Origin of the sequence: Streptomyces sp. NPDC005483 (assembly GCF_040606035.1) — a bacterium.
GTDB lineage: Bacteria > Actinomycetota > Actinomycetes > Streptomycetales > Streptomycetaceae > Streptomyces.
The window spans coordinates 53,081-79,187 of the sequence record NZ_JBEXEA010000026.1 but is presented as its reverse complement, the minus strand read 5'-3'; the positions used below and the strand labels follow the sequence as shown (position 1 = coordinate 79,187).

The 26,107-nt window shown below is 70.8% G+C and carries 27 protein-coding genes; 14 read left to right on the top strand and 13 right to left on the bottom strand.

Annotated elements, in window-relative coordinates; translation table 11 throughout:
- Nucleotides 1-2 precede the first annotated feature (2 nt).
- The 7 genes from ABZT06_RS36855 to ABZT06_RS36825 form a co-directional block, all read right to left on the bottom strand.
- Complete coding sequence (locus ABZT06_RS36855) at nucleotides 3-512, bottom strand: MarR family transcriptional regulator (RefSeq protein ID WP_355751371.1); 510 nt, start codon at nucleotides 510-512, stop codon at nucleotides 3-5.
- 440 nt (nucleotides 513-952) lie between these two features.
- Nucleotides 953-1,861: an SMP-30/gluconolactonase/LRE family protein gene (locus ABZT06_RS36850; RefSeq protein WP_355751368.1), complete on the bottom strand. Its 909-nt coding sequence runs from the start codon at nucleotides 1,859-1,861 to the stop codon at nucleotides 953-955.
- A 34-nt stretch (nucleotides 1,862-1,895) separates the two neighbouring features.
- Nucleotides 1,896-2,546, bottom strand: coding sequence for a TetR/AcrR family transcriptional regulator (locus ABZT06_RS36845; RefSeq protein ID WP_355751366.1), 651 nt, complete (start codon nucleotides 2,544-2,546; stop codon nucleotides 1,896-1,898).
- Nucleotides 2,543-3,268 (bottom strand): DUF4166 domain-containing protein, encoded by a 726-nt coding sequence (locus ABZT06_RS36840; protein ID WP_355751363.1) that lies wholly within the window; start codon nucleotides 3,266-3,268, stop codon nucleotides 2,543-2,545. Before ABZT06_RS36840 ends, ABZT06_RS36845 begins: the two co-directional genes overlap by 4 nt.
- Nucleotides 3,265-4,017 carry a hypothetical protein gene (locus ABZT06_RS36835; RefSeq protein ID WP_355751360.1) on the bottom strand — a complete coding sequence of 251 codons (753 nt, stop codon included), beginning with the start codon at nucleotides 4,015-4,017 and terminating at the stop codon, nucleotides 3,265-3,267. Before ABZT06_RS36835 ends, ABZT06_RS36840 begins: the two co-directional genes overlap by 4 nt.
- 147 nt (nucleotides 4,018-4,164) lie before the next feature.
- Nucleotides 4,165-4,458 carry an MTH1187 family thiamine-binding protein gene (locus tag ABZT06_RS36830; protein ID WP_355751358.1) on the bottom strand — a complete coding sequence of 98 codons (294 nt, stop codon included), beginning with the start codon at nucleotides 4,456-4,458 and terminating at the stop codon, nucleotides 4,165-4,167.
- Nucleotides 4,455-4,805, bottom strand: a complete 351-nt coding sequence (locus ABZT06_RS36825; protein ID WP_355751355.1) for a DUF3817 domain-containing protein — start codon at nucleotides 4,803-4,805, stop codon at nucleotides 4,455-4,457. The genes ABZT06_RS36830 and ABZT06_RS36825 overlap by 4 nt, the downstream gene beginning before the upstream one ends.
- A gap of 601 nt (nucleotides 4,806-5,406) precedes the next feature.
- On the opposite strand from ABZT06_RS36825, the gene ABZT06_RS36820 reads away from it, so the two are divergent.
- The 4 genes from ABZT06_RS36820 to ABZT06_RS36805 all read left to right on the top strand — a co-directional run bounded on the left by ABZT06_RS36820 (nucleotide 5,407) and on the right by ABZT06_RS36805 (nucleotide 8,054).
- Nucleotides 5,407-6,039, top strand: a complete 633-nt coding sequence (locus ABZT06_RS36820; protein WP_355751463.1) for an AIM24 family protein — start codon at nucleotides 5,407-5,409, stop codon at nucleotides 6,037-6,039.
- A gap of 1 nt (nucleotide 6,040) precedes the next feature.
- Nucleotides 6,041-6,691, top strand: coding sequence for an AIM24 family protein (locus ABZT06_RS36815; RefSeq protein ID WP_355751352.1), 651 nt, complete (start codon nucleotides 6,041-6,043; stop codon nucleotides 6,689-6,691).
- The gene (locus ABZT06_RS36810) at nucleotides 6,688-7,485 is read left to right on the top strand and encodes an AIM24 family protein (protein WP_355751349.1); all 798 of its coding nucleotides are present in this window, start codon (nucleotides 6,688-6,690) and stop codon (nucleotides 7,483-7,485) included. The genes ABZT06_RS36815 and ABZT06_RS36810 overlap by 4 nt, the downstream gene beginning before the upstream one ends.
- Nucleotides 7,486-7,577: 92 nt before the next feature.
- On the top strand, nucleotides 7,578-8,054 hold the full coding sequence (locus ABZT06_RS36805) for a MarR family transcriptional regulator (protein WP_266527040.1): 477 nt from the start codon (nucleotides 7,578-7,580) through the stop codon (nucleotides 8,052-8,054).
- A gap of 13 nt (nucleotides 8,055-8,067) precedes the next feature.
- Here ABZT06_RS36805 and ABZT06_RS36800 read toward each other — a convergent pair whose 3' ends face one another.
- Nucleotides 8,068-9,525 carry a HAMP domain-containing sensor histidine kinase gene (locus ABZT06_RS36800; protein WP_355751344.1) on the bottom strand — a complete coding sequence of 486 codons (1,458 nt, stop codon included), beginning with the start codon at nucleotides 9,523-9,525 and terminating at the stop codon, nucleotides 8,068-8,070.
- Nucleotides 9,522-10,181 carry a response regulator transcription factor gene (locus tag ABZT06_RS36795; protein ID WP_355751341.1) on the bottom strand — a complete coding sequence of 220 codons (660 nt, stop codon included), beginning with the start codon at nucleotides 10,179-10,181 and terminating at the stop codon, nucleotides 9,522-9,524. Before ABZT06_RS36795 ends, ABZT06_RS36800 begins: the two co-directional genes overlap by 4 nt.
- A 198-nt stretch (nucleotides 10,182-10,379) precedes the next feature.
- On the opposite strand from ABZT06_RS36795, the gene ABZT06_RS36790 reads away from it, so the two are divergent.
- Nucleotides 10,380-10,925 carry a PepSY domain-containing protein gene (locus tag ABZT06_RS36790; RefSeq protein ID WP_355751338.1) on the top strand — a complete coding sequence of 182 codons (546 nt, stop codon included), beginning with the start codon at nucleotides 10,380-10,382 and terminating at the stop codon, nucleotides 10,923-10,925.
- A gap of 60 nt (nucleotides 10,926-10,985) precedes the next feature.
- Here ABZT06_RS36790 and meaB read toward each other — a convergent pair whose 3' ends face one another.
- Nucleotides 10,986-11,942, bottom strand: coding sequence for a methylmalonyl Co-A mutase-associated GTPase MeaB (gene meaB / locus ABZT06_RS36785; protein WP_355751335.1), 957 nt, complete (start codon nucleotides 11,940-11,942; stop codon nucleotides 10,986-10,988).
- Nucleotides 11,943-11,967: 25 nt separating this feature from the next.
- The gene (locus ABZT06_RS36780; protein WP_355751332.1) at nucleotides 11,968-13,170 is read right to left on the bottom strand and encodes an acetyl-CoA C-acetyltransferase; all 1,203 of its coding nucleotides are present in this window, start codon (nucleotides 13,168-13,170) and stop codon (nucleotides 11,968-11,970) included.
- Nucleotides 13,171-13,318: 148 nt separating this feature from the next.
- Between ABZT06_RS36780 and mce the strand changes: the two genes are divergently transcribed.
- The 7 genes from mce to ABZT06_RS36745 all read left to right on the top strand — a co-directional run bounded on the left by mce (nucleotide 13,319) and on the right by ABZT06_RS36745 (nucleotide 23,072).
- Nucleotides 13,319-13,759 (top strand): methylmalonyl-CoA epimerase, encoded by a 441-nt coding sequence (gene mce / locus ABZT06_RS36775; RefSeq protein ID WP_355751329.1) that lies wholly within the window; start codon nucleotides 13,319-13,321, stop codon nucleotides 13,757-13,759.
- A 231-nt stretch (nucleotides 13,760-13,990) separates the two neighbouring features.
- Nucleotides 13,991-17,869 (top strand): polarized growth protein Scy, encoded by a 3,879-nt coding sequence (gene scy, locus ABZT06_RS36770; RefSeq protein ID WP_355751326.1) that lies wholly within the window; start codon nucleotides 13,991-13,993, stop codon nucleotides 17,867-17,869.
- Between the two features lie 183 nt (nucleotides 17,870-18,052).
- The gene (locus ABZT06_RS36765) at nucleotides 18,053-18,988 is read left to right on the top strand and encodes a cellulose-binding protein (RefSeq protein ID WP_355751323.1); all 936 of its coding nucleotides are present in this window, start codon (nucleotides 18,053-18,055) and stop codon (nucleotides 18,986-18,988) included.
- A 155-nt stretch (nucleotides 18,989-19,143) separates the two neighbouring features.
- The gene (locus tag ABZT06_RS36760; protein WP_355751319.1) at nucleotides 19,144-20,103 is read left to right on the top strand and encodes an ABC transporter ATP-binding protein; all 960 of its coding nucleotides are present in this window, start codon (nucleotides 19,144-19,146) and stop codon (nucleotides 20,101-20,103) included.
- Nucleotides 20,104-20,105: 2 nt separating this feature from the next.
- The gene (locus ABZT06_RS36755; RefSeq protein ID WP_355751316.1) at nucleotides 20,106-20,876 is read left to right on the top strand and encodes an ABC transporter permease; all 771 of its coding nucleotides are present in this window, start codon (nucleotides 20,106-20,108) and stop codon (nucleotides 20,874-20,876) included.
- A 112-nt stretch (nucleotides 20,877-20,988) separates the two neighbouring features.
- A complete protein-coding gene (locus tag ABZT06_RS36750) occupies nucleotides 20,989-22,200 on the top strand; it encodes an ABC transporter ATP-binding protein (protein WP_355751314.1) in 1,212 nt (403 codons plus the stop codon).
- Nucleotides 22,197-23,072 (top strand): ABC transporter permease subunit, encoded by an 876-nt coding sequence (locus ABZT06_RS36745; RefSeq protein ID WP_355751311.1) that lies wholly within the window; start codon nucleotides 22,197-22,199, stop codon nucleotides 23,070-23,072. Before ABZT06_RS36750 ends, ABZT06_RS36745 begins: the two co-directional genes overlap by 4 nt.
- Nucleotides 23,073-23,077: 5 nt before the next feature.
- Here ABZT06_RS36745 and ABZT06_RS36740 read toward each other — a convergent pair whose 3' ends face one another.
- A complete protein-coding gene (locus ABZT06_RS36740; protein WP_355751309.1) occupies nucleotides 23,078-23,419 on the bottom strand; it encodes an ATP/GTP-binding protein in 342 nt (113 codons plus the stop codon).
- Between the two features lie 222 nt (nucleotides 23,420-23,641).
- On the opposite strand from ABZT06_RS36740, the gene ABZT06_RS36735 reads away from it, so the two are divergent.
- Nucleotides 23,642-24,670, top strand: coding sequence for an LLM class flavin-dependent oxidoreductase (locus ABZT06_RS36735; protein ID WP_355751307.1), 1,029 nt, complete (start codon nucleotides 23,642-23,644; stop codon nucleotides 24,668-24,670).
- A gap of 86 nt (nucleotides 24,671-24,756) precedes the next feature.
- On the opposite strand, the gene ABZT06_RS36730 is transcribed toward ABZT06_RS36735, so the two are convergent.
- Complete coding sequence (locus tag ABZT06_RS36730) at nucleotides 24,757-25,149, bottom strand: SCO5389 family protein (RefSeq protein WP_355751304.1); 393 nt, start codon at nucleotides 25,147-25,149, stop codon at nucleotides 24,757-24,759.
- 255 nt (nucleotides 25,150-25,404) lie between these two features.
- On the opposite strand from ABZT06_RS36730, the gene nucS reads away from it, so the two are divergent.
- Nucleotides 25,405-26,076, top strand: coding sequence for an endonuclease NucS (nucS, locus tag ABZT06_RS36725; protein WP_355751302.1), 672 nt, complete (start codon nucleotides 25,405-25,407; stop codon nucleotides 26,074-26,076).
- Nucleotides 26,077-26,107: the final 31 nt, after the last annotated feature.

Below are 26,107 nucleotides of genomic sequence, written 5' to 3'. Positions count from 1 at the left end.
GGTCAGTCCTCGTCGAAGTCCGCCGCGGCGACGCGCAGCGGCCTCAGCATCGCGAAGATCTCCGCGCACTCCTCGGCGTCGTACACACCGAGCCCGAAGTCCATCGCCATGAGGTCCCGCGTGGCGGCCTCGACGACCTCGCGGCCCTTGTCGGTGATGGAGGCGAGGGTGCCGCGGCCGTCGTTGGGGTTGGGGCGCTTGTCGACCAGACCGGACCTGACCAGGCGGTCCACGGTGTTGGTGACCGACGTGGGGTGCACCATGAGCCGCTCGCCGATCTTCGACATCGGCAGCTCGCCCGCCTTGGAGAAGTTGAGCAGCACCAGCGCCTCGTACCGCGCGAACGTCAGCCCGTACGGCTTGACCACCGCGTCGACCTCACCGAGCAGGATCTGGTGCGCACGCATGATCGAGGTGATCGCTGCCATGGACGGCACGTTTCCCCAGCGCTGCTTCCAGAGTTCGTCGGCGCGGGCGATGGGGTCGAAGGGAAGACTGAGCGGCTTCGGCACGGCACCGACCTTACCGGCCGGTCACATCGTGGTCAGCACCGTCTCGCCCTTCAGACGGCGGCCTCCGGCGGTCGGAAGGTTCTTGTGCGGCTTGGTGGGGGCGGGCGTTCTTTGCGCAGTTCCCCGCGCCCCTGATGCCTGCGGCGGCCGGTGCGGCCCCGGTGAGGGCTTGTGCAGCGCGTTGGGCGCGGTTTGGGGCCGGTGCCGTGGTGAGGGGTGACAAACGGCCCGTCCGGCGCAGGTGACTGCAGCCCCCTAGGGGCGCGGGGAACTGCGCGACCAGCCCCCACCGGCCCGCACTCGCCCGACGACATCGCGAGGCACCCCCTTAGGCGCCCGGTTCAAGCCCAGCGCAGCTATCCGCGGGGAACTGCGCGACCAGCCACAACGCACCCGCACTCGCGCGACAACCCCACCCGGCACCCCCGTGGGCGCCCCGCCTAAGCCCCGCGCACGCGGCCTGCCCCCGTCACCGACATCACCAGCGAGTACAAGGAACTCGTGGCCGCGATGAACAGCCGGTTCCCCTTAGGCCCGCCGAACGTCACGTTGGCCACCGGTTCGGGGACCCGGATACGGCCGATCAGCGTGCCGTCGGGGTCGTAGCAGTGGATGCCGTCGGCCAGGGCGGCAGCCCACAGCCGGCCCTCGTCGTCGAAGCGGATGTTGTCGAAGTGGACGCCCTCGCGGGCCTCGGCGAAGACCTCGCCGCCCGAGAGCGTGCCGTCGGCACGGACGTCGTACCGGTGGATCCGGGCCGCCCGTGAGTCGGAGACGTACAGCCGCCGCTCGTCGGGGGAGAGGATCACCCCGTTGGGCCCGTCCAGCCCCTCCGCGGCGAGACACACCTCGCCCGTGGCCGGATCGATCCGGTACACATGGCACGCCCCGATCTCCGACTCGGCCCGGTGCCCCTCGTAGTCGCTGAGGATGCCGAAGTCCGGGTCGGAGAACCAGATCGTGCCGTCGGAGCGTACGACGGAGTCGTTCGGGCTGTTCAGGCGCTTGCCCTGATAGCGCTCGGCCAGGATGGTCACCGTGCCGTCGGGCTCGGTGCGGGTGACGCGGCGGTTGCCCTGTTCGCAGCTGACGAGGCGGCCCTGGGGGTCGAGGGTGTTGCCGTTGCTGTTGCCGGCCGGGGTGCGGAAGACACCGACCGTGCCGGTGGCCTCGTCCCAGCGCAGGATGCGGTCGTTCGGGATGTCGCTCCAGATCAGCTGGCGCCACGCGGGCAGGTACAGCGGCCCCTCGGCCCAGCGGGAGCCGTCGTGGAGGGTCTCCAGCCTGCTGTCGCCGTTGGTGCAGGGCCGGAAACGGTCGTCCAGGGTGTCGTAGAGGCTGTCGGACATGGGGTCCTCTCGGGTCGGGGCGGGGCGGACGGGGTCAGCGGCGGCCGGTCCTGCGGAGATGGTGGCGCACCGCGCGCTGGGCGACCGGGCCCAGGTCCTCCAGCGCGGCGACGAGCACGCCGAGCTGTTCCAGGGCGTCCAGGGCCGAGGTGGCCCCGGCCGCGTCGACGCCCTCGTACAGCTCGATGCCCACGAAGGAGGCCGCCACCGCCCGGGCCAGGCCCGCGGGGTCGGCGAACTCGCCGAAGGGCGTGGCCGCGAGGACTCTGGTGAGGACCTTCTCGATCTCGGCGATCCACAGCTCCAGGCCCGCCGCGGTGGCCGGGCCGAGGGTGGCGTGGGTCTGGGCGCCGGCCAGCAACTGGCCGAGGAGGGCCACATGTCCCCCGGCCCGCTCCTCCTCGTGGACCTTGCGTCCCACCGCGAGGAGTTCGGACAGCGAGGTCACGGCGGCCAGCCGGTCCCGGTAGCGGGCCACCGCGCGCTCCGCCCCGTAGCGGCAGGCCGCGGCGAGGAGTTCGTCGACGGATCCGAAGTGGTAGAAGACCAGGGCCTGGTTGACCCCGGCAGCCGCCGCGACCGTGCGGGCGGAGGTCTTGGCGATGCCCTGTTCGGTGAGGGTGCGCAGGGCGCCCTCCAGGAGTTTGGCCTTGGTCTCCAGGGACTTGGCGGACTCCGGGCTCATGCGCGCGCCTCCTCGCGCACGGGGCGCAGGCCTGGGCGCACTCCGCGGGCCGTGACGTCGCTGTACGTCGCCTGGAAGGAACCCTCGTAGCCGAAGAGCGGGCCGAAGTACCGGTTGACGACCCGGACCCTGATGCGGAAACGGCCTGCCCTGTCGTCGTACGACTCCCGCACCTCCGCGGTAGCGCCGATCAGCTCGGGCACCCGGGCGTCCACCACGCCCTCCCGGAACCGGTGCTCCCCGGAGCGGATCAGCAGCGAGCCGTCGGGCTCGGCGTGAAAGTGGAGCTCGCTGGCCAGGTGCTGGTGGGTGCCGAGGTAGTCGAGGATGCGGTCACCCTTGGGGCTGAGCACCATCTGGGCGTCGAAGCGGCGGGGGCGGCCGGGGAGGTGGAAGGTGCGCACAAAGGTCACCGTCTCACGGCCGTGGGTGTCCACGTAGGGCACGTTCTCGATCACGAACGGCACGTTCCGCCCCGGCCTGGGCACCAGGATGTTGCGGGTCGCACCGAGGACCAGGAAGGGCTTCACGAAGGCCCCGCCGTGCCAGATCCGGTCCATCACGCCGCGGCCGGTGCAGGCCTCGCCGGTCGCCAGGCCGACCGAGAAGCGGCGCTGGAGCTGTGGGTGCAGGCGGTCGAAGTCGGCGCCCATCACCGTGCGGAACATCGAGGTGGGGAACATCGGGGCGCCCGGCGTCGGGGTGCGGAACATCGAGGTCATCGCGGGGTCTCCAGGGTGCGAAGGACACGCGGCGCACGCACGCGCGTGGCGGGCCGGCGCAGACAGCGGCGGGCGGCCGGGGTGCCGCGCAGGGGCGACTTGAACAGGGCCAGGGAGATGGCCGTGGCGAGGAGGAGTGGCGAGACGTAGGCCATCGACGCGGCCAGCGGGCCGAAGAGGTGCAGGAAGCGCTCCAGGCCGAGGCCGGTGGTGGCGACGAGCACGACCAGTGCGCGGACCAGGAGCTCGGCGAGCCAGTTCCACAGGGCCCGCTCCGGGGTGATGCCCCGCTCCAGCCACAGCCGCAGCCGGTCGAAGGACCAGGCCGTCGCCCAGCCGATGAGGGGGCGGAAGAGCAGGCGGTCGGCCAGGGCGCCGGCACGGCCCCAGCGAGGGCGGTAGTCGTAGCCGGTGAGGAAGACGACCCCGTCGCCGTCGGGGAGGTAGCGCCAGTAGCCGCTGCCCTCGGCCAGGAGGGAGAGCGGGTGCGGGGAGGAGAAGCGCAGGGCGGAGGTGCGGGTGCCGTCGGGTCGTTCCCGCTCCCCCGCGGAGACTCCGGTGCCGGCGACGGTGAGACCGGGCAGCACGCGCGTGGCGTAGCGGAAGCGCTGTGGTTCGCCCTCCGCGCGCGGGAGGTAGGTGATCCGGGTGAAGCGGAGATCCCAGCGCTGGTGCTGGGACGGTTCCTGTGTCCGGGTCCAGAGGTCGTCGAGATCGGCACGGATGCGTGCCTCTATGTAGAGCCCCATTGATTCCCCCAGGTGAGCCCGTTGTTTGAGCGACTGCTCAAACTTCCTGACAGGAAAGTACACGCTTTTGAGCGATCGCTCAATCACGGGGTACGAGAAAACCCCGGCCCGCGTGGGCCGGGGTTCGTCTGCCGTGGCGGGGTTCTGTCAGCCGGCGAGGTGCCGCTCCACCGTCTCCACCTTGGAGGTCAGACCGTCCGTCACTCCGGGCCGGATGTCGGCCTTGAGCACCAGGGACACCCGCGGGGCCCGCGCCTCCACGGCGGCCACGGCGCGCTTGACGACGTCCATGACCTGATCCCAGTCGCCCTCGATCGAGGTGAACATGGCGTCGGTACGGTTGGGCAGCCCCGACTCACGGACGATCCGCACCGCGTCGGCGACGTACTCCCCCACGTCCTCGCCGACCCCGAGCGGGGTCACGGAGAAGGCGACGATCATGCGTTCACGACTCCGTCCTGCACCTTGCGGGCACGGGAGGCGATGACCGCGTCCTCGGCCTCACGCTTGAGCCTGCGCTCGGCGAAGAAGCCGCCGGTGGGCAGCACGGAGAGCACGAAGTACCAGATCCCCGTCTTCGCGGACCACTTGGTGCGGTTCCAGGCGTCGAGCCAGAAGATCACGTACAGGATGAACAGGACGCCGTGGAGCATGCCCATCGGCCGCACGGCGTTGAAGTCCGTGGTCCGCTTCAGCACCGAGCAGACGAGCAGGAGCAGGAACGAGATCGCCTCGGGAGCGGAGACCAGGCGGAGGCGTCGGATGGCGGAGGCTGTCTTGAGGTCCACGGGTCACCTTCGGTGGGAGGTACGGCGTCGGTCGGCGGTTTGTGAACGAACGCACAAGCGTGCGTCCATTGTGGCAAACGGTTCGAGGAACTCTGGGCCGGGGGTCGGGCTGGGCCTGGGGGGGGGTGCCGGGGGTTGTCGGGCGGCTGCGGGCCGCTGGGGGCTGGTCGCGCAGTTCCCCGCGCCCCTGGGGAGTTGCAGTCACCTGCGCCAGGACGGACCGTTTGTCACCCTCGCGCACCACGACGGGCCGTTGGCCGGACCGTGCGCCAGGACGGACCGCTCGCCGCGTACGGCGGGAAGGGGACGGGGTGGGGGGTGTCCGCCCGCAGCGGCCGGTGTCCGTTACGGAGCACAACTCAAGGAACCGAGCCGCCGGAACGAGGACGGATACCCCCCACCCCGGCACCGACCCACCCACCGCACCGCACGCGCCGCACAAGCCCCCCACCGGGGCCGCGCAGGCCGCCGCAGGCGTTCAGGGGCGCGGGGAACTGCGCAAAAACGCCCGCCCCCACCGACCCGCTCCCTCTCAAGGCACCGCTCCCTCTCAAGGCTCTGTCGGCGAGGGCCTTCGGCCAGATACCTTCACCTCGTGGCGATGTTCCGACTGCAAGGCAGCAAGGTGCTCGCCGTCGACATGACCGGGGACGCCGTGAAGGCGAAGAACGGCTCGATGGTCGCGTACGACGGGCAGATGGCGTTCAAGAAGATGAGCGGCGGTGGTGAGGGGATCCGGGGCATGGTCACCCGGCGCATCACCGGCGAGCAGATGACCGTGATGGAGGTGTCGGGGCACGGGACGTGCTGGTTCGCGGACCGGGCCTCGGAGATCAACCTCGTCAGTCTCCAGGGGGACAAACTGTTCGTGGAGTCGAGCAACCTGCTCGCGACCGACGCCGGACTCAGGACCGGCACCAGCTTCACCGGCATGCGCGGGGCAACGCAGGGCAACGGGCTCTTCACGACCACCGTCGAGGGCCACGGACAGGCCGCGATCATGTCCGACGGACCCGCGGTCGTGCTGCGGGTCAGCCGCCAGTACCCGCTGACCGTCGACCCCGGCGCCTACATCGCCCACCAGGGCAACCTGAGCCAGTCCTTCCAGTCCGGTGTGACGTTCCGCACGTTCATGGGCGAGGGCGGCGGCGAGGCCTTCCAGATCCGCTTCGAGGGCGACGGCCTGGTGTACGTCCAGCCCAGCGAGCGGAACACGATCGCGGGGGATGTGTGACATGCCCTTCCGCGAGATCAACTCCAAGATGGTCGAGGCGACCGTCCTGCCGGGCCAGCGGCTGTTCAGCCAGCGCGGCGCGATGCTGGCGTACAAGGGCGAGGTGTCCTTCACGCCCAACATCCAGGGCGGCCAGGGCGGCGTCATGTCGATGATCGGCCGGCGCGTGGCCAACGAGGACACGCCCCTGATGACCGTCGAGGGCAGCGGCACCGTGCTCTTCGGACACGGCGGCCACCACGTCACGGTCGTCAACCTCTCCGGCGACACCCTGTTCGTCGAGGCGGACCGCCTGCTCGCCTTCGAGGGCACCCTCCAGCAGGGCACCATGTTCATGGGCTCCCAGGGTGGCGTCATGGGCATGGTGCGCGGTCAGATCAGCGGCCAGGGCCTCTTCACGACCACGCTCAAGGGCCACGGCTCGGTGGCCGTCATGGCCCACGGCGGGGTCTTCGAGGTCCCGATCACCCCGCAGCGCCCGGTCCATGTCGACCCGCAGGCCTACGTCGCCCACTACGGCGACGTCCGCAACAAGCTGTCGACGGCGCTCGGCTGGCGCGACATGGTGGGCCGCGGCTCCGGCGAGGCCTTCCAGCTGGAGCTCAGCGGGAACGGCGTGGTCTACGTCCAGGCGTCCGAGGAGAAGCTGTGAGCCACTACCCGGGCGCGGGCCCCACCGTGTACGACCCGATGACGCTGCCGTCGGACGACAACGTCAACAACTACACCTTCTGCGTGGAGCTCAAGGGGAGCCAGTGGTTCCTGCAGAAGGGGAAGATGATCGCCTACTACGGGCAGATGGATTTCAACGGCATCGGACACGGCCGACTCGACGGTCTGATCCGTACGTCGTTCCATTCGCCTCTGCACGCGAGCGACTGGGTCGTGGCGCAGGGCTCGGGCAAGATGCTCCTCGCCGACCGGGCCTTCGACGTGAATTCGTACGACCTCGAGGACGGCAACCTGACCATTCGCTCGGGCAATCTGCTCGCTTTTCAGCCAAGTCTCGCGCTGAAGCAGTCGATCGTGCCGGGCTTCCTGACCCTCATCGGAACCGGAAAGTTCGTGGCGGCCTCCAACGGCCCGGTGGTGTTCATGGAGCCCCCGATCCGGGTGGACCCGCAAGCGCTTGTGGGCTGGGCGGACTGCCCCTCGCCGTGCCACCACTACGACCACGGGTACATGACCGGTCTGATGGGCGGCCTACGTGCGATGACAGGCATGGGCGGGGCCTCCGGGGAAGAGCACCAGTTCGAGTTCGTGGGGGCCGGCACCGTGCTGCTCCAGTCGACCGAGGTCCTGATGGCCGAGCAGGCCACGGGGATGGTTCCCTCCGAGCCCGGAGTGCCCGGTGGTCACGGGGTACCCACAGGGCAGCCACAGCAGCCGGGGGTACCGCGCCTTCCCGGACAGCTGGGGGACCTCCAGCGTCGCTTCGGGCTGTGAGCGGTAGTCTGCGGAGTGTGACGTCGAACGTGTGCGCGCCGTCACGCCACCCTCATTAGTTCGCCTTTCAACCTTTTAGGTAGACTTCATTCATGGAGACCGAGACGGCCACGCGCTGGCTGACCGATGCGGAGCAGTGCGCCTGGCGCACCCACCTGGAGGTCAACAGGCTGTTGACGTATCAGCTTGAGAGGGACCTTCAGCCGTTCGGCCTGACGATGAACGACTACGAGATCCTGGTCAATCTCTCCGAGTCGGAGGGCGTACGGATGCGGATGAGCGATCTCGCGTCCGCCACCCTCCAGTCCAAGAGCCGGCTCTCGCACCAGATCACCCGCATGGAGAACGCGGACCTGGTCCGGCGCGAGAACTGCGAGTCCGACCGCCGCGGCCTGTACGCGGTCCTGACCGAGCACGGCATGGAGACGATGCAGAAGGTCGCGCCCCATCATGTGGCGTCTGTGCGGAGGCACTTCATCGACCTCGTGCCGCCCGAGTCCCTGACGGAGCTGGACAAGGCCCTGAAGCCGATCGCGGAGCACCTGCGCGGGCAGCGGGGGCGTCCCTGACACGGGGACACGGCTAGGCAACCGGCAGGCGGAGCTCGAACAGGGCTCCGCCTGCCGTCGTGTCACGGACCGTCAGCGTCCCGCCGTGCCGCACGGCCACGTCCCGCGCGATGGCGAGCCCCAGCCCCGCGCCGCCGTCGTCCCGGGCCCGCGCCTCGTCCAGCCGCACGAACCGCTCGAAGATCCGCTCCCGATCCCCCACCGGCACCCCGGTCCCGTCGTCGGCGACCTCGACCACCGCCTGCCGCCCGGCCTGCCGTACGGCCACGGCGACGCGTGAACGGGCGTGCCGCTGGGCGTTGTCGAGGAGATTGGCCAGCAGCCGCTCCACCTGCCCCCGCGATCCGGCCACTTCCACGCCCTCGGCGTCGACGGTCACGCCCGTCCGGCCCGCCGCCTGCTCCCGGACCACCCCGGCGAGGTCGAACCGCGTGTTCTGCGGCCGCTCCCCCGCGTCCAGGCGGGCCAGCAACAGCAGGTCCGCGGCCAGGTGCTGCAGCCGTACGGTGTCCTCGACCGCCCCCTCCAGGTCCAGCAGCTCCGGATGGGCGGCGGCCACTTCCAGCTGGGTCCGGAGCGAGGCGATGGGGCTGCGCAGCTCGTGCGAGGCGTCGGCGACGAACCGGCGCTGGCGCTCGACGGAGGTCTCCAGCGCGGCCAGCGTCTCGTTGGTGGTGCGGGCGAGGCGGGCGACCTCGTCGTGGGTGTCCGGCACCGGGACCCGGCGGGCGAGGTCCTCGGAGGCGGTGATCGCGGCCATCTCGGCGCGGATGCCCTCGACCGGGCGCAGCGCACGCCGGGTGACCAGCCAGGTCACGGCGGCGACGACACCGAGCAGCAGCGGGAAGCCGACCAGCATGACGGTCTGGGCGGTGCCCACCGCGCCCTGTTCGGGGTCCAGGGAGGCGCCCGCGTACACGGTGAGGGTGCCCCTGTCGGGGACCTCGACCTCCACGGCCGCGAAGCGGTAGTCGGCGGGCTTCCCGTCGATCGTGGCGGAGCCGGCCGTGAGCCGCACGTCGTCGGCGATCTCGCCGGGCTCGAGGGCGGAAGGGGTGTCCCCGGCCGCGTCAACCCCCGCCGCTACGTCATCGGAGTCGTCGGGGTCTTCTGTCCCCACGGCGCCGGGCGTGCCGCCCGTGCCGCCCGCCGGCGACTGCGGCTTCACCTCGGTGACGCCCGTGCCGCTGATGTGTTCCAGGTGCTCGGTGGCCGCGACCAGGCGGCCGTGCGCGTCCACGACCTGGACCGGCTCGTCGTCGTCCAGTTCCAGGCCCGTGTACGGCGTCCCGCCGGAGAGGTCGGCGGCGACGTTCCGCGCGGCCCGCTCGGCCTGGGTGCCCGCCTGGTCGATCAGGTTGGCCCGCAGGGAGAGCAGCACGGCAGCCCCGGCCGCGACCAGGGCCACGGCCACCACCGCGGTCGCGGCCAGCGTGGCCCGCGCCCGGACCGAGCCGAACAGTCGCCTCATCTCCCGGCCTCCAGCCGGTACCCGGCACCGCGGACCGTGCGAATGAGGCCCGCGTCCAGCTTCCGGCGCAGGGTGCTGACGTACACCTCGACGATGTTGGGATCGCCGTCGTACGCGAAGTCCCAGACGTGCTCCAGGATCTGCGCCTTGGAGACCACCTCGCCGGCCCGCACCGCGAGCTGCTCCAGCACCGAGAACTCCTTCGCGGTGAGGGTGACCTCGCCGCCGTCGAGGAAGACCCGGCGGGCGGCGGTGTCGATCCTCAACCCGCCGCATTCGAGCACCGGCGACGCCCCTGCACCCTGTCCACGTCGACGCAGCAACGCCTTGATCCGGGCGACCAGGACGACGTAGGAGAAGGGCTTGGTCAGGTAGTCGTCGGCGCCGGTGTCCAGGCCGTCGGCCTCGTCGTACTCGCCGTCCTTGGCGGTGAGCATCAGGATCGGCACCTCGTGGCCCGCGGCGCGCAGGGCGGCGCAGACCCGGTAGCCGTTGAGGCCGGGCAGCATGATGTCGAGGATCACCAGGTCGTACGACCCTTCGGTGGCCCGGTGCAGTCCCTCCCGGCCGTCGTGGACGACGTCGACGGCGTAGCCCTCGGCGGTGAGGCCCTTGGCGAGGGAGAGGGCCAGTCGTTTCTCGTCCTCGACGATCAAGCATCGAAAGGGGTGACGCGCAGCGTCTCGAGCAGGGTGGTGGTGGGCGACGGGCGGGCGCATCCGTACAGGGTGGCAAACCGAACCTGAAGACGCGTTCAGGAGGCTTCAGGTCGGCTTCAGCGGTCCTCCGGCAGCTTGGTTGTCGTCGAAAACGAACGAAGCAGAACGAAGCAGACCGGCTCTGGAGGAATCCGCATGAAGCGCAACATCGTCATCGCCGCCCTCACCGCCGCCGCGCTGGCCACCGGCGGCACGGTTGCGGCTTTCGCGGCGGGGGACGACCCCTCGGACGGCCGTACGGCGGCCGGCAGCGGCGGTGTCACCGCCCCCGAGGCGATCGCGGCCGCCCTGAAGCACACCCCGGGCACCGCCCTCTCCGCCGACCTGGACGACGACGGCGCCGACGCGTGGGAGGTGACCGTCGTCAAGGGCGACGGCACCGAGTACGACGTGCGGATCACCCCGGACTCCGGCCAGGTGCTCGGCGCCCAGCGCGACAGTGATGACGACAGCGACGCCGACGACCGCGCCGAGCTCGCCGCGGTGAAGGGCGCCCACACAGACGCCCGCGAGGCCGCGCTGGCCGCCGCCACGAAGGGCACGGTGACCGAGGTCGGCCTCGACGACGACAACGGCACCGTGGCGTGGAGCGTGGACACAGTGAGGGACGGCAAGCGGGGCGAGTGGAAGGTCGCCCTGGACTCGGGCAAGGTCACCCAGGACCGCGACGACGACGCCTGAGCCGGCCGCTACGCGGGGTCGCGGCACCCCGTGCCGTGGTCAGGGCACCGCGGCTGGGGCTCAGCCCCGGGTGAGGCCCTTCACCAGCTCGTCCGCGGCCCGGTAGGGGTCGAGCTCGCCGGAGACGATCCGGTCGGCGAGGGCGTCCAGGCGGCGGTCTCCCCTGAGGTCGCCGATGCGTTCGCGCAGGGCGGTGACGGCGATCGTCTCGACCTCGTGGGCGGCACGGGCGCGGCGGCGCTCGGCGAGGACGCCGTGCTCCTCCATCCAGGCGCGGTGCTTCTCCAGGGCTTCCACGACCTCGTCGATGCCCTCCGCGCGGGCGGCGACCGTCTTGACGATCGGCGGGCGCCAGTCGCCGGGCCGCCGTGACTCGCCCAGGCCCAGCATGTGGTTGAGCTCGCGGGCGGTCGCGTCGGCGCCGTCGCGGTCGGCCTTGTTGACGACGTAGACGTCACCGATCTCCAGGATTCCGGCCTTGGCCGCCTGGATGCCGTCGCCCATGCCGGGGGCGAGCAGCACCACGGAGGTGTCCGCCTGGGAGGCGATCTCCACCTCCGACTGGCCGACGCCCACCGTCTCGACCAGGACCACGTCGCAGCCGGCCGCGTCCAGGACCCGGATGGCCTGCGGGGCGGCCCAGGCGAGACCGCCGAGGTGGCCGCGGGTCGCCATGGAGCGGATGTAGACGCCGGGGTCGGAGGCGTGGTCCGACATGCGCACCCGGTCGCCGAGCAGGGCGCCGCCCGAGAACGGGGACGACGGGTCGACGGCCAGGACGCCGACCCGCCTGCCCTGCTTGCGGTAGGCCGTCACGAGAGCCGAGGTGGACGTCGACTTGCCCACCCCGGGCGAGCCCGTCAGGCCCACCACGTACGCGTTGCCGGTGAGCGGGGCGAGCGTCGCCATGACCTCCCTGAGCTGCGGGGACGCCCCCTCGACGAGGGAGATCAGCCGGGCCACGGCCCGCGGCCGGCCTTCCCTGGCCTGGGCGACCAGCGAGGAGACGTCCTGCATCACAGCTCCGTTCAGCGAGGGGGACTCAGGCCTTGGGTACCCGCACGATCAGCGCGTCACCCTGACCGCCGCCGCCGCACAGGGCGGCCGCGCCGACACCGCCGCCGCGCCGCTTGAGCTCCAGGGCGAGGTGCAGGACGAGCCGGGCGCCGGACATGCCGATGGGGTGACCGAGGGCGATCGCGCCGCCGTTCACGTTCACCTTTTCGGTGGACACGCCGAGGTCCTTCATCGACTGGACGGCGACCGCGGCGAAGGCCTCGTTGATCTCGATCAGGTCGAGGTCGGAGACTTCCAGGCCCTCCTTCTTGAGGGCGTGCAGGATCGCGTTGGACGGCTGGGACTGCAGGGAGTTGTCCGGACCCGCCACGTTTCCGTGGGCGCCGATCTCGGCGATCCACTCCAGGCCCAGCTCCTGCGCCTTGGTCTTGCTCATCACGACCACGGCCGCCGCACCGTCCGAGATCTGCGAGGAGGTGCCGGCGGTGATGGTGCCGTCCTTGGTGAACGCGGGACGCAGCTTGCCCAGGGACTCGGCCGTGGTGTCGCCGCGGATGCCCTCGTCCTTGCTGAAGACGACCGCCTCGCCCTTGCGCTGCGGGATCTCGACCGGGGTGATCTCGGCCTCGAAGACGCCGTTCTTCTGCGCGGCGGCGGCACGCTGGTGGGACAGGGCGCCGATCTCGTCCTGCTCGGGGCGCTGGATGCCGAGCCGCGTGTTGTGCTTCTCCGTGGACTCGCCCATGGGGATGTTCTCGTAGGCGTCGGTCAGGCCGTCGTAGGCCATCGCGTCGAGCATCTCGATCGCGCCGTACTTGAAGCCCTCGCGGGACTTCGGGAGCAGGTGGGGGGCGTTGGTCATGGACTCCTGGCCGCCCGCGACGATCACGTCGAACTCGCCCGCGCGGATCAGCTGGTCGGCCAGCGCGATCGCGTCGAGGCCGGACAGACACACCTTGTTGATGGTGAGCGCCGGGACGTTCATCGGGATGCCGGCCTTCACGGCCGCCTGACGGGCCGGGATCTGGCCCGCACCGGCCTGGAGGACCTGGCCCATGATGACGTACTGCACCTGGTCGCCGCCGATTCCCGCACGGTCGAGGGCGGCCTTGATCGCGAAGCCGCCGAGGTCGGCTCCGGAGAAGGACTTCAGCGAGCCCAGCAACCGTCCCATGGGCGTACGGGCGCCCGCGACGATCACCGAGGTCGTGCTGTTCGATCCAGACATGAGCTGCGATCCCCTTACCGGCTGCACTGCCGAGGAGTGAACGAGGGTTTACATCGAATGTACTGAGTGGCACTCCGTGCCGTCACCCGGCCGTCGGTGTGATCGCGCGCACGTTGCGTAACCGTTTCGGGAGCGATGCACTGACTACATGCTGACGCGAATCGACCACATCGGAATCGCCTGTTTCGACCTCGACAAGACCGTCGAGTTCTATCGGACCACCTACGGCTTCGAGGTGTTCCACTCCGAGGTCAACGAGGAGCAGGGCGTGCGCGAGGCCATGCTCAAGATCAACGAGACATCCGACGGCGGTGCCTCCTACCTGCAGCTTCTGGAGCCGACCCGCCCCGACTCGACCGTCGCCAAGTGGCTGGACAAGAACGGCGAGGGCGTCCACCACATCGCTTTCGGCACGGCGGGCGTCGACCAGGACGCCGCGGACATCAAGGACAAGGGCGTGCGCGTCCTGTACGAGGAGCCGCGACGCGGCTCCATGGGGTCACGGATCACCTTCCTGCACCCCAAGGATTGCCATGGCGTACTGACAGAACTGGTCACTTCGGCGCCTGTTGAGTCACCTGAGCACTGACCCTCGTACATATGGGCCGGTAGGGTTGGGGGCGGTCGCCGCTCTTCCCAGGGCGACCGGGTCCTGCCCATGGCGGCAGAACCGAGCCGGGGTCCGGGTTTCGGGGGACGAGCGACGGGCAGCAGCCCATGCTCCGTCGTGATCTGACACCATTCCCCGGGGGCCCCGTTCGGCGGATGGACGGGGCTCGTTTGGAGAGACTTGCGACCAGGGGACGGATGGGACCGCGCAGTGCGGGGCTACGAACGCCAGGAGCGAGAGCCGGCGGCTGACGTCGACCACCTCTCTCGGTTCGAGGCCGAGATGGATCGGCTGAAGACCGAGCGGGAAAAGGCGATCCAGCACGCCGAGGACCTCGGCTACCAGGTCGAGGTGCTGCGCGCCAAGTTGCACGAGGCGCGGCGCACCCTCATGTCCCGGCCCGAATTCGGCGGCGGTGACATCGGCTACCAGGCCGAGCAGTTGCTGCGGAACGCGCAGATCCAGGCCGACCAGTTGCGGCAGGACGCCGAGCGCGAGCTGAGCCAGGTCCGCGCCCAGACCCAGCGCATCCTCCAGGAGCACGCCGAGCAGGCCGCGCGTCTGCAGGCGGAGCTGCACCAGGAGGCCGTCACCCGACGCCAGCAGCTCGACCAGGAGCTGGCCGAGCGCCGGCAGACCGTCGAGTCGCACGTCAACGAGAACGTGGCGTGGGCCGAGCAGCTGCGTGCCCGCAGCGAGTCCCAGGCGCGACGGCTCCTGGAGGAGTCCCGCGCCGAGGCCGAGCAGGCCATGGCGGCCGCCCGCGCCGAGGCCGAGCGGGTCACCAGTGAGGCCCGCCAGCGCCTGCAGAGCGAGGCCGAGACCGCCCGCGCGGAGGCCGAGCAGCTGCTGCGCCGTGCCCGCGCGGACGCCGAGCGCCTCCTGGACGCCGCCTCCACGCAGGCCCAGGAGGCCACCGACCACGCCGAGCAGCTGCGCACCTCCACCGCGACCGAGTCGGACAGCGCCCGCCGCCAGGCCACCGAGCTGAGCCGGGCCGCCGAACAGCGGATGGCGGAGGCCGAGGAGGCGCTGCGCAAGGCGCAGGCCGAGGCCGAGAAGGTGCTCACCGAGGCGAAGTCGGCCGCCGAGAAGACGCTCGCCGGCGCGGAGTCGGCCAACGAGCAGCGCACCCGTACGGCCAAGGAGCAGGTCGCCCGGCTGGTCACCGAGGCCAGTGAGGAGGCCGAGGCCACCAAGGCCGCCGCCGAGCAGATCGTCGCCGACGCCCGCGCCGAGGCCGAGAAGATCGTCACCGAGGCCGCCGAGAAGGCCCGTACGCTCACCGCCGAGGAGAGCGCGACCCAGCTGTCCAAGGCGGCCAAGACCGCCGAGGACGTCCTCAACAAGGCGCAGGAGGACGCGCAGCGGACCACCAGGGCCGCCGCCGAGGAGGCCGAGCGGATCCGCCGCGAGGCGGAGACCGAGGCGGACCGGCTGCGGGCCGAGGCGCACGACATCGCCGAGCAGCTCAAGGGCTCCGCGAAGGACGACACCAAGGAGTACCGGGCCAAGACGGTCGAGCTGCAGGAGGAGGCCCGTCGGCTGCGCGGCGAGGCCGAGCAGCTGCGCGCCGACGCGGTCGCCGAGGGCGAGAAGATCCGCGCGGAGGCCCGCAAGGAGGCCGTCCAGCAGATCGAGGAAGCCGCCAAGACCGCCGAGGAGCTGCTCTCCAAGGCCAAGGCGGACGCCGACGAGCTGCGCCAGAGTGCCACCACGGACAGCGAGAAGGTCCGCACCGAGGCCATCGAGCGCGCCACCGCGCTGCGCCGGCAGGCCGAGGAAACCCTGGAGCGCACCCGCAACGAGGCCGAACGGCAGCGCGCCGAGGCCGTCGAACTGTCCGAGGAGATCACAGCCGCCGCCGAGCGCGGCGCCCTCGAACTGCGTGAGGAGACCGAGCGGGCCATAGAGGCACGCCGTGCCGAGGCCGCCGACGAACTGACCCGGCTGCGCAGCGAGGCCGAGGAGCGCCTCGCCGCCGCCGAGCAGGCCCTGGCGGAGGCCCGTGAGGAGGCCGCGCGGATCCGCCGCGAGGCCGCCGAGGAGTCAGACCGGCTGCGCGGCGAGGCCGCCGAGCGCATCCGCACCCTGCAGCAGCAGGCGGAGGCGGAGGCCGACCGGCTGCGCACCGAGGCCGCATCCGACGCGTCCGCCTCCCGCGCCGAGGGCGAGGCCGTCGCCGTACGGCTGCGTTCCGAGGCCGCGGCGGAGGCGGAGCGGCTCAAGACCGAGGCCCAGGACACCGCGGACCGGGTGCGGGCGGAGGCGCAGGCCGCCGCCGAGCGGCTCGCCACCGAGGCGTCCGAGACGCTGGCCGCCGCCCAGGAGGAGGCCAACCGGCGCCGCCGCGAGGCCGAGGAGTATCTCGGCTCGGCCCGCCAGGAGGCCGACCAGGAGCGCGAGCGGGCCCGCGAGCAGAGCGAGGAACTGCTCGCCTCGGCGCGTAACCGCGTGGAGGAGGCCCAGGCCGAGGCCGTACGTCTGGTCGAGGAGGCGGACCGGCGGGCCACCGAGATGGTGTCGGCCGCCGAGCAGCACGCCCAGCAGGTGCGGGACTCGGTCGCCGGGCTGCACGAGCAGGCGCAGGAGGAGATCACCGGGCTGCGCTCCGCCGCCGAGCACGTGGCGGACCGCACCCGTCGCGAGGCCCAGGAGGAGGCCGACCGGGTCCGCTCGGACGCCTACTCGGAGCGGGAGCGGGCCAGCGAGGACGCGGCCCGGATCCGGCGCGAGGCCGCCGAGGAGACGGACGCCGCCAAGTCCCTTGCCGAGCGCACCGTCTCGGAGGCGATCGCGGAGGCGGAGCGGCTCAGGTCCGAGTCGGCCGAGTACGCCCAGCGGGCGCGCACCGAGGCCTCGGACGCGATCGCCCAGGCCGAGCAGGACGCCTCCCGTACCCGGGCGGACGCCCGCGAGGACGCCAACCGCATCCGCTCGGACGCGGCGCGGCAGGCCGACACCCTCATCACCGAGGCGCGCAGCGAGGCGGAGCGGCTCACCGAGGAGACCCTCGCCGACACCGACCGGCTGCGGACGGAGACGGTCGCCGAGGCGGAGCGGGTACGCGTGGAGTCGGTCGCCAAGGCCGAGCAGTTGATCGGGGAGGCCGCCGGGGACGCGGAGCGGCTGCGGGCCGAGGCCGCCGACACGGTCGGGCAGGCGCAGCGGCACGCGGAGCGGATCCGCAGCGAGGCCGAGCGGGTCAGGGCGGACGCGGCGGCCGCGGCCGAGGAGCTGGTCAACTCCGCGCGCGCGGAGGCCGATCGCACCCTCGACGAGGCCCGCAAGGACGCCAACAAGCGGCGTTCCGAGGCGGCCGAGCAGGTCGACACGCTCATCACGGAGACCGCCGCCGAGGCGGACAAGCTGCTGACCGAGGCGCAGCAGCAGGCGCAGAAGACCACCGCGGACGCGGAGGCGCAGGCCGACACCATGGTGGGCGCGGCCCGCACGGAGGCCGACCGCCTGGTGTCCGAGGCGACGGTCGAGGGCAACGCGCGCGTGGAGAAGGCCCGTACGGACGCGGACGAGTTGCTCGTCGGTGCCCGCCGGGACGCCACCGCGATAAGGGAGCGCGCGGAGGAGCTGCGCGACCGGATCACCGGCGAGATCGAGGCGCTGCACGAGCGGGCCCGCCGTGAGGCCGCGGAGACGATGAAGTCGACCGGTGACCGCTGCGACGCGCTCATCAAGGCCTCGGAGGAACAGCTCGCGAAGGCGCATGCGAAGGCCAAGGAGCTGGTCTCGGAGGCCAATTCGGAGGCCGGCAAGGTGCGCATCGCCGCGGTCAAGAAGGCCGAGGGGCTCCTGAAGGAGGCCGAGCAGAAGAAGGCCACGCTGGTCCGGGAGGCCGAGGAGCTCAAGGCCGAGGCGATCCGCGAGGCCAAGCGCACGGTCGAGGAGGGCAAGCGCGAACTCGAGGTCCTGGTCCGCCGCCGCGAGGACATCAACACGGAGATCTCCCGTGTCCAGGATGTCCTTGAGGCGTTGGAGTCCTTCGAGGCCCCGTCTGCGGGCAAGGACGGTGGCGTCAAGGCGGGTGCCTCGATCGGCGCCCCTCGTTCGGGTAAGCCGTCGGACAGCTGACCGACTGGTCGGAATCCGGTGCCGTCTGGGGCCTTTGACCAAGTTTTTGGCAAGCCGTCCGAGGGTTAGCCACTCAAAAGGGGTGTCATTCTCCAGATCAAACACGTATCCGCTCGATGACACACCGCTTCGGCCCCTAGGATTCCCCCTATCACCTCACCGGTCTCATTTGACAGGAACCCCATGAGCGACACTTCCCCCTACGGCTTCGAGCTTGTGCGGCGTGGGTACGACCGCGCTCAGGTGGACGAACGGATCTCCAAGCTCGTCTCCGACCGTGACAGCGCTCTCTCCCGCATCACCGCCCTGGAAAAGCGCATCGAGGAGCTCCATCTCGAGACGCAGAACGCCCAGGCCCAGGTGTCCGACGCCGAGCCGTCGTACGCCGGTCTCGGCGCGCGTGTCGAGAAGATCCTCCGCCTCGCCGAGGAGGAGGCCAAGGACCTGCGCGAGGAGGCCCGTCGCGCGGCCGAGCAGCACCGCGAACTCGCCGAGTCGGCGGCCCAGCAGGTCCGCAACGACGCAGAATCGTTCGCTGCGGAGCGCAAGTCCAAGGCCGAGGACGAAGGCGTCCGGATCGTCGAGAAGGCCAAGAGCGACTCCTCCCAGCTGCGCCAGGAGGCGCAGAAGGACGCGCAGCAGAAGCGCGAGGAGGCCGACGCCCTCTTCGAGGAGACCCGCGCCAAGGCCGCGCAGGCCGCCGCCGACTTCGAGACGAACCTCGCCAAGCGCCGGGAGCAGTCCGAGCGCGACCTGGCCTCGCGTCAGCAGAAGGCGGAGAAGCGTCTCGCGGAGATCGAGCACCGCGCGGAGCAGCTGCGCCTGGAGGCCGAGAAGCTGCGCACCGACGCCGAGCGCCGCGCCCGCCAGACGGTGGAGACCGCGCAGCGCCAGGCCGAGGACATCGTGGCCGACGCCAACGCCAAGGCCGACCGCATCCGTTCGGAATCCGAGCGTGAGCTCGCGGCCCTGACGAACCGTCGCGACTCGATCAACGCCCAGCTGACGAACGTCCGCGAGATGCTCGCCACGCTCACGGGTGCCGCGGTGGCCGCCGCCGGCTCCCCGGTCGAGGACGAGCCGATCTCCCGTGGGGTTCCGGCTCAGCAGTCCCGGTAACACCGCCTGACGGCATCAAGGGCCCGCACCTTCTCCCCCGACAGGTGCGGGCCTTTGGCGTGTCCGGGAGGCGTTCGGGTTTCTTACCGCATCCGTCGGTCTCCGTTTGCCCATAGGAGTGGCATCTGCTCCGGCGCGCACCTAGCGTGGTCCGCATGATCGAGCTGACGGGCCTGACGAAGCGGTACGGCGAGAAGGTGGCGGTCAACAACCTGACCTTCACCGTCAGACCGGGCATCGTCACGGGTTTCCTCGGCCCCAACGGCGCCGGCAAGTCGACCACCATGCGCATGATGCTGGGCCTGGACCGGCCCACCGCCGGGGACGTGCGCATCGACGGCAAGCACTACGACCAGCTCAAGGATCCGTTCAAGTACATCGGCGCGCTGCTGGACGCCAAGGCCATGCACGGCGGCCGCAGCGCCTTCAACCACCTGCTGTGTCTCGCGCAGAGCAACGGCATCCCGAGGAAGCGGGTGGACGAGGTCCTCGACACGGTCGGTCTCACCGCCGTCGCGAGGAAGAAGGCCAAGGGCTTCTCGCTCGGTATGGGCCAGCGGCTCGGCATCGCGGGCGCGCTGCTCGGTGACCCCCGCATCCTGATGTTCGACGAGCCGGTCAACGGGCTCGACCCCGAGGGCATCCACTGGATCCGCAACCTGATGAAGTCCCTTGCCGCACAGGGCCGTACGGTCTTCGTCTCCTCCCATCTCATGAGCGAGATGGCGCTGACCGCCGACCACCTCGTCGTCATCGGCCAGGGGCGGCTGCTCGCCGACACCTCCATGGCCGACTTCATCGCGCAGAACTCGCGGTCCTACGTCCGCATCCGCACCCCGCAGCGCGAGCGGCTGCTGGACGTGCTGCACGCCGCCGGGGTCACCGTCGTGGAGACGGGCAACGGCACGCTGGAGGTCGACGGCAGCAAGTCCGAGTACATCGGCGAGCTGGCCGCCCAGCACCAGATCGTGCTGCACGAACTCAGCCCCCAACAGGCCTCCCTGGAGGAGGCGTTCATGCAGCTGACCGCGGAGTCGGTCGAGTACCACGCCCACACCGACACACCCGCCGACGTGCCACCCCAGCAGTGGGGCGACGGCTGGAAGGGGAACTGACCATGGCGGCGACCCAGGTCCTCCGTTCCGAGTGGACCAAGATCCGTTCGGTGGCCTCCACGGTGTGGACGCTCTCCCTCGCCGTGGTCGTCACCATCGGGCTCGGCATCCTGATCTCGGCCCTGTCGAAGAACGAGTTCGACAACATGAGCCGCGCGGACAAGCTCTCCTTCGACCCGACGTTCATCAGCTTCGCCGGGATGAGCCTCGGGCAGCTCGCGATGATCGTGTTCGGGGTGCTCGTCGTCTCGAACGAGTACAGCACCGGCATGATCCGTACCTCGCTGGCCGCCGTCCCACAGCGCGGCACCTTCCTGGCCGGCAAGATCGCGGTCGCCACCGGGCTCTCGCTGGCCGTCGGTCTCGTCACCAGCTTCGTCACCTTCTTCCTCGGGCAGGCGATGCTCGGCTCGCACCGGGCGGAGATCGGTGACCCGGGCGTCCTGCGTGCCGTGATCGGCGGCGGCGTCTACATGACCCTCATCGCGATGTTCTCGATGGGCGTCGCCGCGATGCTGCGCTCGCCGATGCTGTCGCTGGGCATCCTGATGCCGTTCTTCTTCCTGATCTCCAACATCCTGGGCAACGTCTCGGCGACTAAGAAGATCGGCCGGTTCCTGCCGGACCAGGCCGGCAGCAAGATCATGCAGGTGGTCACCCCGATCGACGACGACACCCCGTACGGTCCCTGGGGCGGGCTCGGGATCATGGCGCTGTGGGTGGCGGTGGCACTGATCGGTGGTTATGTCCTGTTGAAGAAGCGGGACGCGTGACGCGAAGAGCCTTTGCTTTCATTTGAACGGAACCGTCAGCGTCCCGATAAGCTCCTAACCCTTACGGGGGGCGTGTGCCCCGCTGTCCTGAACCTTGCGATGGGTGCGGAGCATGATCGAGGCAGTCGGCCTGACCAAGCGCTACGGCGACAAGACCGCTGTGTACAACCTTTCCTTCCAGGTGCGTCCCGGCACCGTCACCGGCTTCCTGGGCCCCAACGGCTCGGGCAAGTCGACGACCATGCGGATGATCCTCGGGCTGGACAACCCCACCTCGGGGCAGGTGACGATCGGCGGCTACCCGTATCGCAGGCTGCCGAACGCGGCCCGGCAGGTCGGCGCGCTGATCGACGCCAAGGCCGTGCACGGCGGACGGGCGGCCCGTAACCACCTGCTGTGCCTGGCCCAGCTGTCCGGGATCCCGGCCCGCCGGGTGGACGAGGTGCTGGGCGTGGTCGGTCTCCAGGACGTGGCCAGGAAGCGTTCCAAGGGATTCTCGCTCGGCATGGGCCAGCGGCTCGGCATAGCGGCCGCGCTGCTCGGCGACCCCCAGGTGCTGCTCTTCGACGAGCCGGTCAACGGGCTCGACCCCGAGGGCATCCTCTGGGTGCGCAACCTGATGAAGGCGCTGGCCGCGGAGGGCCGTACGGTCTTCGTCTCCTCCCACCTGATGAGCGAGATGGCGCTGACCGCGGACCATCTCATCGTCATCGGGCGCGGGCAGCTGCTCGCCGACATGAGCATCCATGACTTCATCGCCGCGAACTCCGCGGGCTTCGCACGCGTGCGGACGCCCGACACCGAGCCGCAGCTGCGCGAGAAGCTGTCGGCCGCGATCACCGAGGCGGGCGGGCACGTCCTGCCCGAGCAGGACGGCGCGCTGCGGGTGACGGGGCTGCCGCTCCCCCGCATCAGCGACATCGCGCACGACACGGACGTACGCCTGTGGGAGCTGTCGCCGCACCAGGCCTCGCTGGAGGAGGCGTACATGCGGATGACGCAGGGCGCGGTGGACTACCGCTCGACCATCGACCAGAAGGAGGGGCTGATGCAGCCCCTTCCGCCGGGCGCGCAGCCCCCCATGCCCGTCCCGGGCCAGGGCCAGCCGGGCTGGTACGCCCCGCCGCCGCCCCAGCAGGGCGGGCAGCCGTTCGCGGGCCCGCAGGGCCAGCCGCAGCCGGGCCCCTACGGCGGCCCCGGCGCCGGCGCGCCCAACCCGTACGCCCAGGCGGGCCCGGCGGCCCCCCAGAGCGGCCCCCAGCCCCCGGCGCACGCCCCCGCCCCGCAGGGACCCGCCCCGACCCAGCCCGAGGACGCCCGATGAGCACCCCGCAGCCTTCGATGCCGCAGGCCCAGGCCGCCGTACCGAACCGGCAGGCGGCGGGTGGGCCGCCGTACACCGGCTACACCTCGCCGATCCCCGTCGTGCGCACGCACCTCGGGCACGCCATCGCGTCGGAGTGGACGAAGATCCGGTCGGTGCGGTCGACGATCTGGACGCTGGGCGTGTTCGTCGTGCTCAACGTCGGGATCGGCCTCGCGGTCGCCGCGCTGCTCGCGGCCAACGCGTCCCAGGACAGTCTGCGGGACGAGAACCCGCTGTCGTTCGGCTTCTTCGGGCTGCTGCTCGGCAACATGTGCGTCATCACGCTCGGCGTGCTGACCACGGCCTCGGAGTACGGCACCGGCATGATCCGTACGACGATGGTCGCCTGTCCCTCCCGCGGCCGGGTCCTGGCGGCGAAGTCGGTCGTGTTCTTCGCCGTCGCCTTCGTGACCACCCTGGTGTCGGTCGTCGTCGTCGCCCTGATCGACGTGGCCCTGCTGGACGCCCGGACCCCGACCGGCCAGGAGTGGCTGAAGGGCACCTTCGGCATCTCGCTCTACATCGCCCTGCTCGGCCTGCTCTCGCTGGTCATCGGCTCGATCATCCGGCACTCCGCGGGCGCGATCACCATCATGATCGGTGTCGTGCTGGCCCCGCTGGTCATCGCGCTGTTCATGTTCTCGCAGTCCCTGGAGGGCGTGCGCCAGGCGCTGTTCGAGTACTCCATCCCGAACCAGCTCAGCGTCTTCTACTCCAACTCCCTGACCGAGACCGGCCCTTCGGGCTGGGATCCGCTGTGGATCATCGTCGGAGTGACGGCCGCCGCGTACGCCGGCGCCTTCGCCCTGCTGGAGAAGCGGGACGTGTAAGCCCCTCAGAACCTCGGCGCGTTACGGGACCGCTGCACCCGCGTGGTGCGGCGGTCCCGCGCGTTCCAGCAGGCCTTGTGCCAGTGTCTGCGCTCGTCGACACCCGAGTGGTCCGGCCAGGCCACGACGTGCGGGACGCCGTCCGGGATCATCTGGTCGCAGCCCGGGCAGCGGTAGGTCTTGCCCTGCGCGCTCGCCCCCGCCACGTGCCGGACGTTCCAGTCCTCGCCCTGCCAGTGCGTCGAGGACTGGAAGCCGCCGTAGCGGCCGGAACGGTCGTCCTCGGCACTCCGGCCGGACGGGTCCGACGAACCGGAACCCTTGGGTCGGTTGCGACGCGGGGACACAGGACACCTCACGGGGCTATACAGGAAGCAGGTACCGCGTCCAGCCTACGCGGCACGCGGCGGGGTACGCGTAGGGCACCAACCCCCACAAGTCCCCCTCGGGGGCGCCCATTCTGCAGACAATCGGCAAATCTCTCCGCCAGACCGTGTCCTCGGCACGTGTCAGACGGTTATGCCGAGTGGGGGAGCTCCGTGTCGGAGCCAAGGAAGCAGGAAAAGCACATGCACGTAGGAACTTTCGTCCTGGCGGCACAGTTCCCGGGACAGGGCCAGGGGGAGGCGCTGCACCGCGCGGTCCGCTCGGCCGAGATCGCGGAGGAGGCCGGCCTCGACGCGGTCTGGCTGGCAGAACACCACTTCGTGCCGTACGGCACCTGCCCGTCGGCGATCACCCTGGCGGCCCTGCTGCTGGGCCGCACCCGCCGTATCCGCGTCGGCACCGCCGTGAGCGTGCTGCCGACGGTGCACCCCGTGGCCCTCGGCGAGCAGGCCGCGCTGCTGCACATGACGAGCGGCGGGCGCTTCTCGCTGGGCGTGGGGCGCGGCGGTCCGTGGGTCGACCTGGAGGTGTTCGGGTCGGGTCTCCAGGCGTACGAGAAGGGGTTCCCGGAATCACTCGATCTGCTGGTGCGCTGGCTGCGCGAACCCCGCGTCGGGGCGTCCGGGGAGCGGTTCCGGTTCCGTGAGGTGCCCGTCGTGCCCCGGCCGTCGGAGTCGTTCACGGAAGGGGAGGGTCCGGAGGTGATCGTCGCCTGCACCTCCCCGGCGAGCGTCCGGCTGGCCGCCCGGCGCGGGCTGCCGATGCTGCTCGGGATGCATGTCGGGGACGAGGAGAAGGCGGAGATGGTCGCCCTGTGGCGCAGGCAGGCGCGCGCCGCCGGACACGCGCCGGAGAAGGTCCTGGAAGCGCCCCATGTCTCGGCCGGTGTCTGCCAGATCGCGGACCGGCGCACGGACGCGGTGGAGGCTCTGGTGAAGGCGATGCCGGGCTGGCTCAGGCAGGGACTCGGTGCCCATGTCACCGTCGACGGCCGCTCGCGGCAGATGCGCGATCCGGTGGCCTACACCGAACTGCTCTGCGGACTGCACCCGGTGGGCACCCCCCGGCTGTGCGCCGACCGCCTCGCGGCGACCAGCGAACGGACGGGCATCTCCCGTTTCGCCCTGCTCGTCGAGGGCTCGGGAGACCTGGCGGCCACCGAGGAGAACGTACGGCAGCTGGGTGCGGAAGTGCTGCCGCACCTGACCTGAAACGGAACAACCCTGTCCGGCGGGAGCTTGCCGCCCCGGTACTGATGCACCTCCCGCGTACGGAGCGGCAAGCGAGCGGCGCCGCCTCAGCAGTCCCGGAACTCCGGAGACTGGTTCAGCAGCTGACTGCGCACCGAGGTGAAGCGGGCCAGCGTCTCGTCGACAGAGGAGTCCGACGGGAACACCGCCACCCGGTGGCAGTTCTGGAAGGCCAGCCGCACACCGAAGTGCCGCTGAAGCGCGCCGCGTATCGCGTCACTCGCAAGCGCACGCAGCAGCTGACCGCGTGCCTGCTCGTCCGGCGGGGGCGTCTGGTTGTCGGCGAAGTTGCCGCCGTCGACCTTCAGCTGGGCCACCAGGGAGCTGATCATCTCCCATGCGTAGGGCAGGGAGGTCCGGACGCAGTCGACGAATTCGGCTTCGTCGACCTCGCCTCGCTCGGCCTTCTCGAGTAGGGCCGGTGAGACGTCGAGCGACATGGGTTCTCCTCTCGCACCCCCGATCGCTCAGGGGTTGCCGGACAGATGAGGGAGTTCGCGGTGCCGGACACGCTGGGTACACGCTTCGCGACCTCCCGTTTACTACGGTAGGCAACGGGCGGTGGCGGCACCAGGAGAATGCGAACAAAGGGCGCTCCCAACAGGCCCACAATCGGCCACAAGTGAACAGGGTTTCTCCACAGCCATACGGGCCGAATCGCGTGGACATGCGCCCGTCGAGTAGCGTTGCCGACCATGCGTCTCGTCATTGCCCGGTGTTCCGTCGACTACGCGGGCCGGCTCACCGCCCACCTGCCCTCGGCCCCCCGTCTGATCCTGGTGAAGGCCGACGGAAGCGTCTCCATCCACGCCGACGACCGGGCCTACAAGCCCCTGAACTGGATGTCGCCGCCCTGCACGTTGAAGGAGGGGACCGGCGAAGAGGAAGGCGTGTGGACCGTCATCAACAAGGCGGGCGAGAAGCTCATCATCACGATGGAGGAAGTTCTCCACGACTCCTCGCACGAACTCGGCGTGGATCCCGGCCTGATCAAGGACGGCGTGGAAGCGCACCTTCAGGAACTGCTCGCCGACCGCATCGAAACGCTCGGAGACGGCTACACCCTGATCCGGCGTGAGTACATGACGGCCATCGGCCCGGTCGACATCCTGTGCCGGGACGCCGACGGCCAGACGGTGGCGGTGGAGATCAAGCGGCGCGGCGAGATCGACGGCGTCGAGCAACTCACGCGCTACCTCGACCTGTTGAACCGCGACCCCCATCTCGCCCCGGTCCGCGGCATCTTCGCCGCGCAGGAGATCAAGCCGCAGGCCCGCGTCCTCGCGACCGACCGCGGCATCAGCTGCCACGTCATGGACTACAACGCGCTGCGGGGCATCGAGGACGACAAGCTGCGGCTGTTCTGACAGCGCGTCTTCTTCCACGCCGGGTTCTTCT

Coding starts and splice junctions, on each gene's coding strand:
- ABZT06_RS36730 (WP_355751304.1), bottom strand. CDS start 25,149: ATGTCGCTCGACGTCTCACCGGCCCTACTCGAGAAGGCCGAGCGAGGC.
- ABZT06_RS36840 (WP_355751363.1), bottom strand. CDS start 3,268: ATGACCTCGATGTTCCGCACCCCGACGCCGGGCGCCCCGATGTTCCCC.
- ABZT06_RS36805 (WP_266527040.1), top strand. CDS start 7,578: ATGGAGACCGAGACGGCCACGCGCTGGCTGACCGATGCGGAGCAGTGC.
- ABZT06_RS36790 (WP_355751338.1), top strand. CDS start 10,380: ATGAAGCGCAACATCGTCATCGCCGCCCTCACCGCCGCCGCGCTGGCC.
- ABZT06_RS36760 (WP_355751319.1), top strand. CDS start 19,144: ATGATCGAGCTGACGGGCCTGACGAAGCGGTACGGCGAGAAGGTGGCG.
- ABZT06_RS36755 (WP_355751316.1), top strand. CDS start 20,106: ATGGCGGCGACCCAGGTCCTCCGTTCCGAGTGGACCAAGATCCGTTCG.
- ABZT06_RS36835 (WP_355751360.1), bottom strand. CDS start 4,017: ATGGGGCTCTACATAGAGGCACGCATCCGTGCCGATCTCGACGACCTC.
- ABZT06_RS36850 (WP_355751368.1), bottom strand. CDS start 1,861: ATGTCCGACAGCCTCTACGACACCCTGGACGACCGTTTCCGGCCCTGC.
- nucS (WP_355751302.1), top strand. CDS start 25,405: ATGCGTCTCGTCATTGCCCGGTGTTCCGTCGACTACGCGGGCCGGCTC.
- ABZT06_RS36780 (WP_355751332.1), bottom strand. CDS start 13,170: ATGTCTGGATCGAACAGCACGACCTCGGTGATCGTCGCGGGCGCCCGT.
- ABZT06_RS36820 (WP_355751463.1), top strand. CDS start 5,407: ATGTTCCGACTGCAAGGCAGCAAGGTGCTCGCCGTCGACATGACCGGG.
- ABZT06_RS36765 (WP_355751323.1), top strand. CDS start 18,053: ATGAGCGACACTTCCCCCTACGGCTTCGAGCTTGTGCGGCGTGGGTAC.
- ABZT06_RS36845 (WP_355751366.1), bottom strand. CDS start 2,546: ATGAGCCCGGAGTCCGCCAAGTCCCTGGAGACCAAGGCCAAACTCCTG.
- ABZT06_RS36750 (WP_355751314.1), top strand. CDS start 20,989: ATGATCGAGGCAGTCGGCCTGACCAAGCGCTACGGCGACAAGACCGCT.
- ABZT06_RS36830 (WP_355751358.1), bottom strand. CDS start 4,458: ATGATCGTCGCCTTCTCCGTGACCCCGCTCGGGGTCGGCGAGGACGTG.
- ABZT06_RS36735 (WP_355751307.1), top strand. CDS start 23,642: ATGCACGTAGGAACTTTCGTCCTGGCGGCACAGTTCCCGGGACAGGGC.
- ABZT06_RS36745 (WP_355751311.1), top strand. CDS start 22,197: ATGAGCACCCCGCAGCCTTCGATGCCGCAGGCCCAGGCCGCCGTACCG.
- mce (WP_355751329.1), top strand. CDS start 13,319: ATGCTGACGCGAATCGACCACATCGGAATCGCCTGTTTCGACCTCGAC.
- ABZT06_RS36815 (WP_355751352.1), top strand. CDS start 6,041: ATGCCCTTCCGCGAGATCAACTCCAAGATGGTCGAGGCGACCGTCCTG.
- meaB (WP_355751335.1), bottom strand. CDS start 11,942: ATGCAGGACGTCTCCTCGCTGGTCGCCCAGGCCAGGGAAGGCCGGCCG.
- ABZT06_RS36800 (WP_355751344.1), bottom strand. CDS start 9,525: ATGAGGCGACTGTTCGGCTCGGTCCGGGCGCGGGCCACGCTGGCCGCG.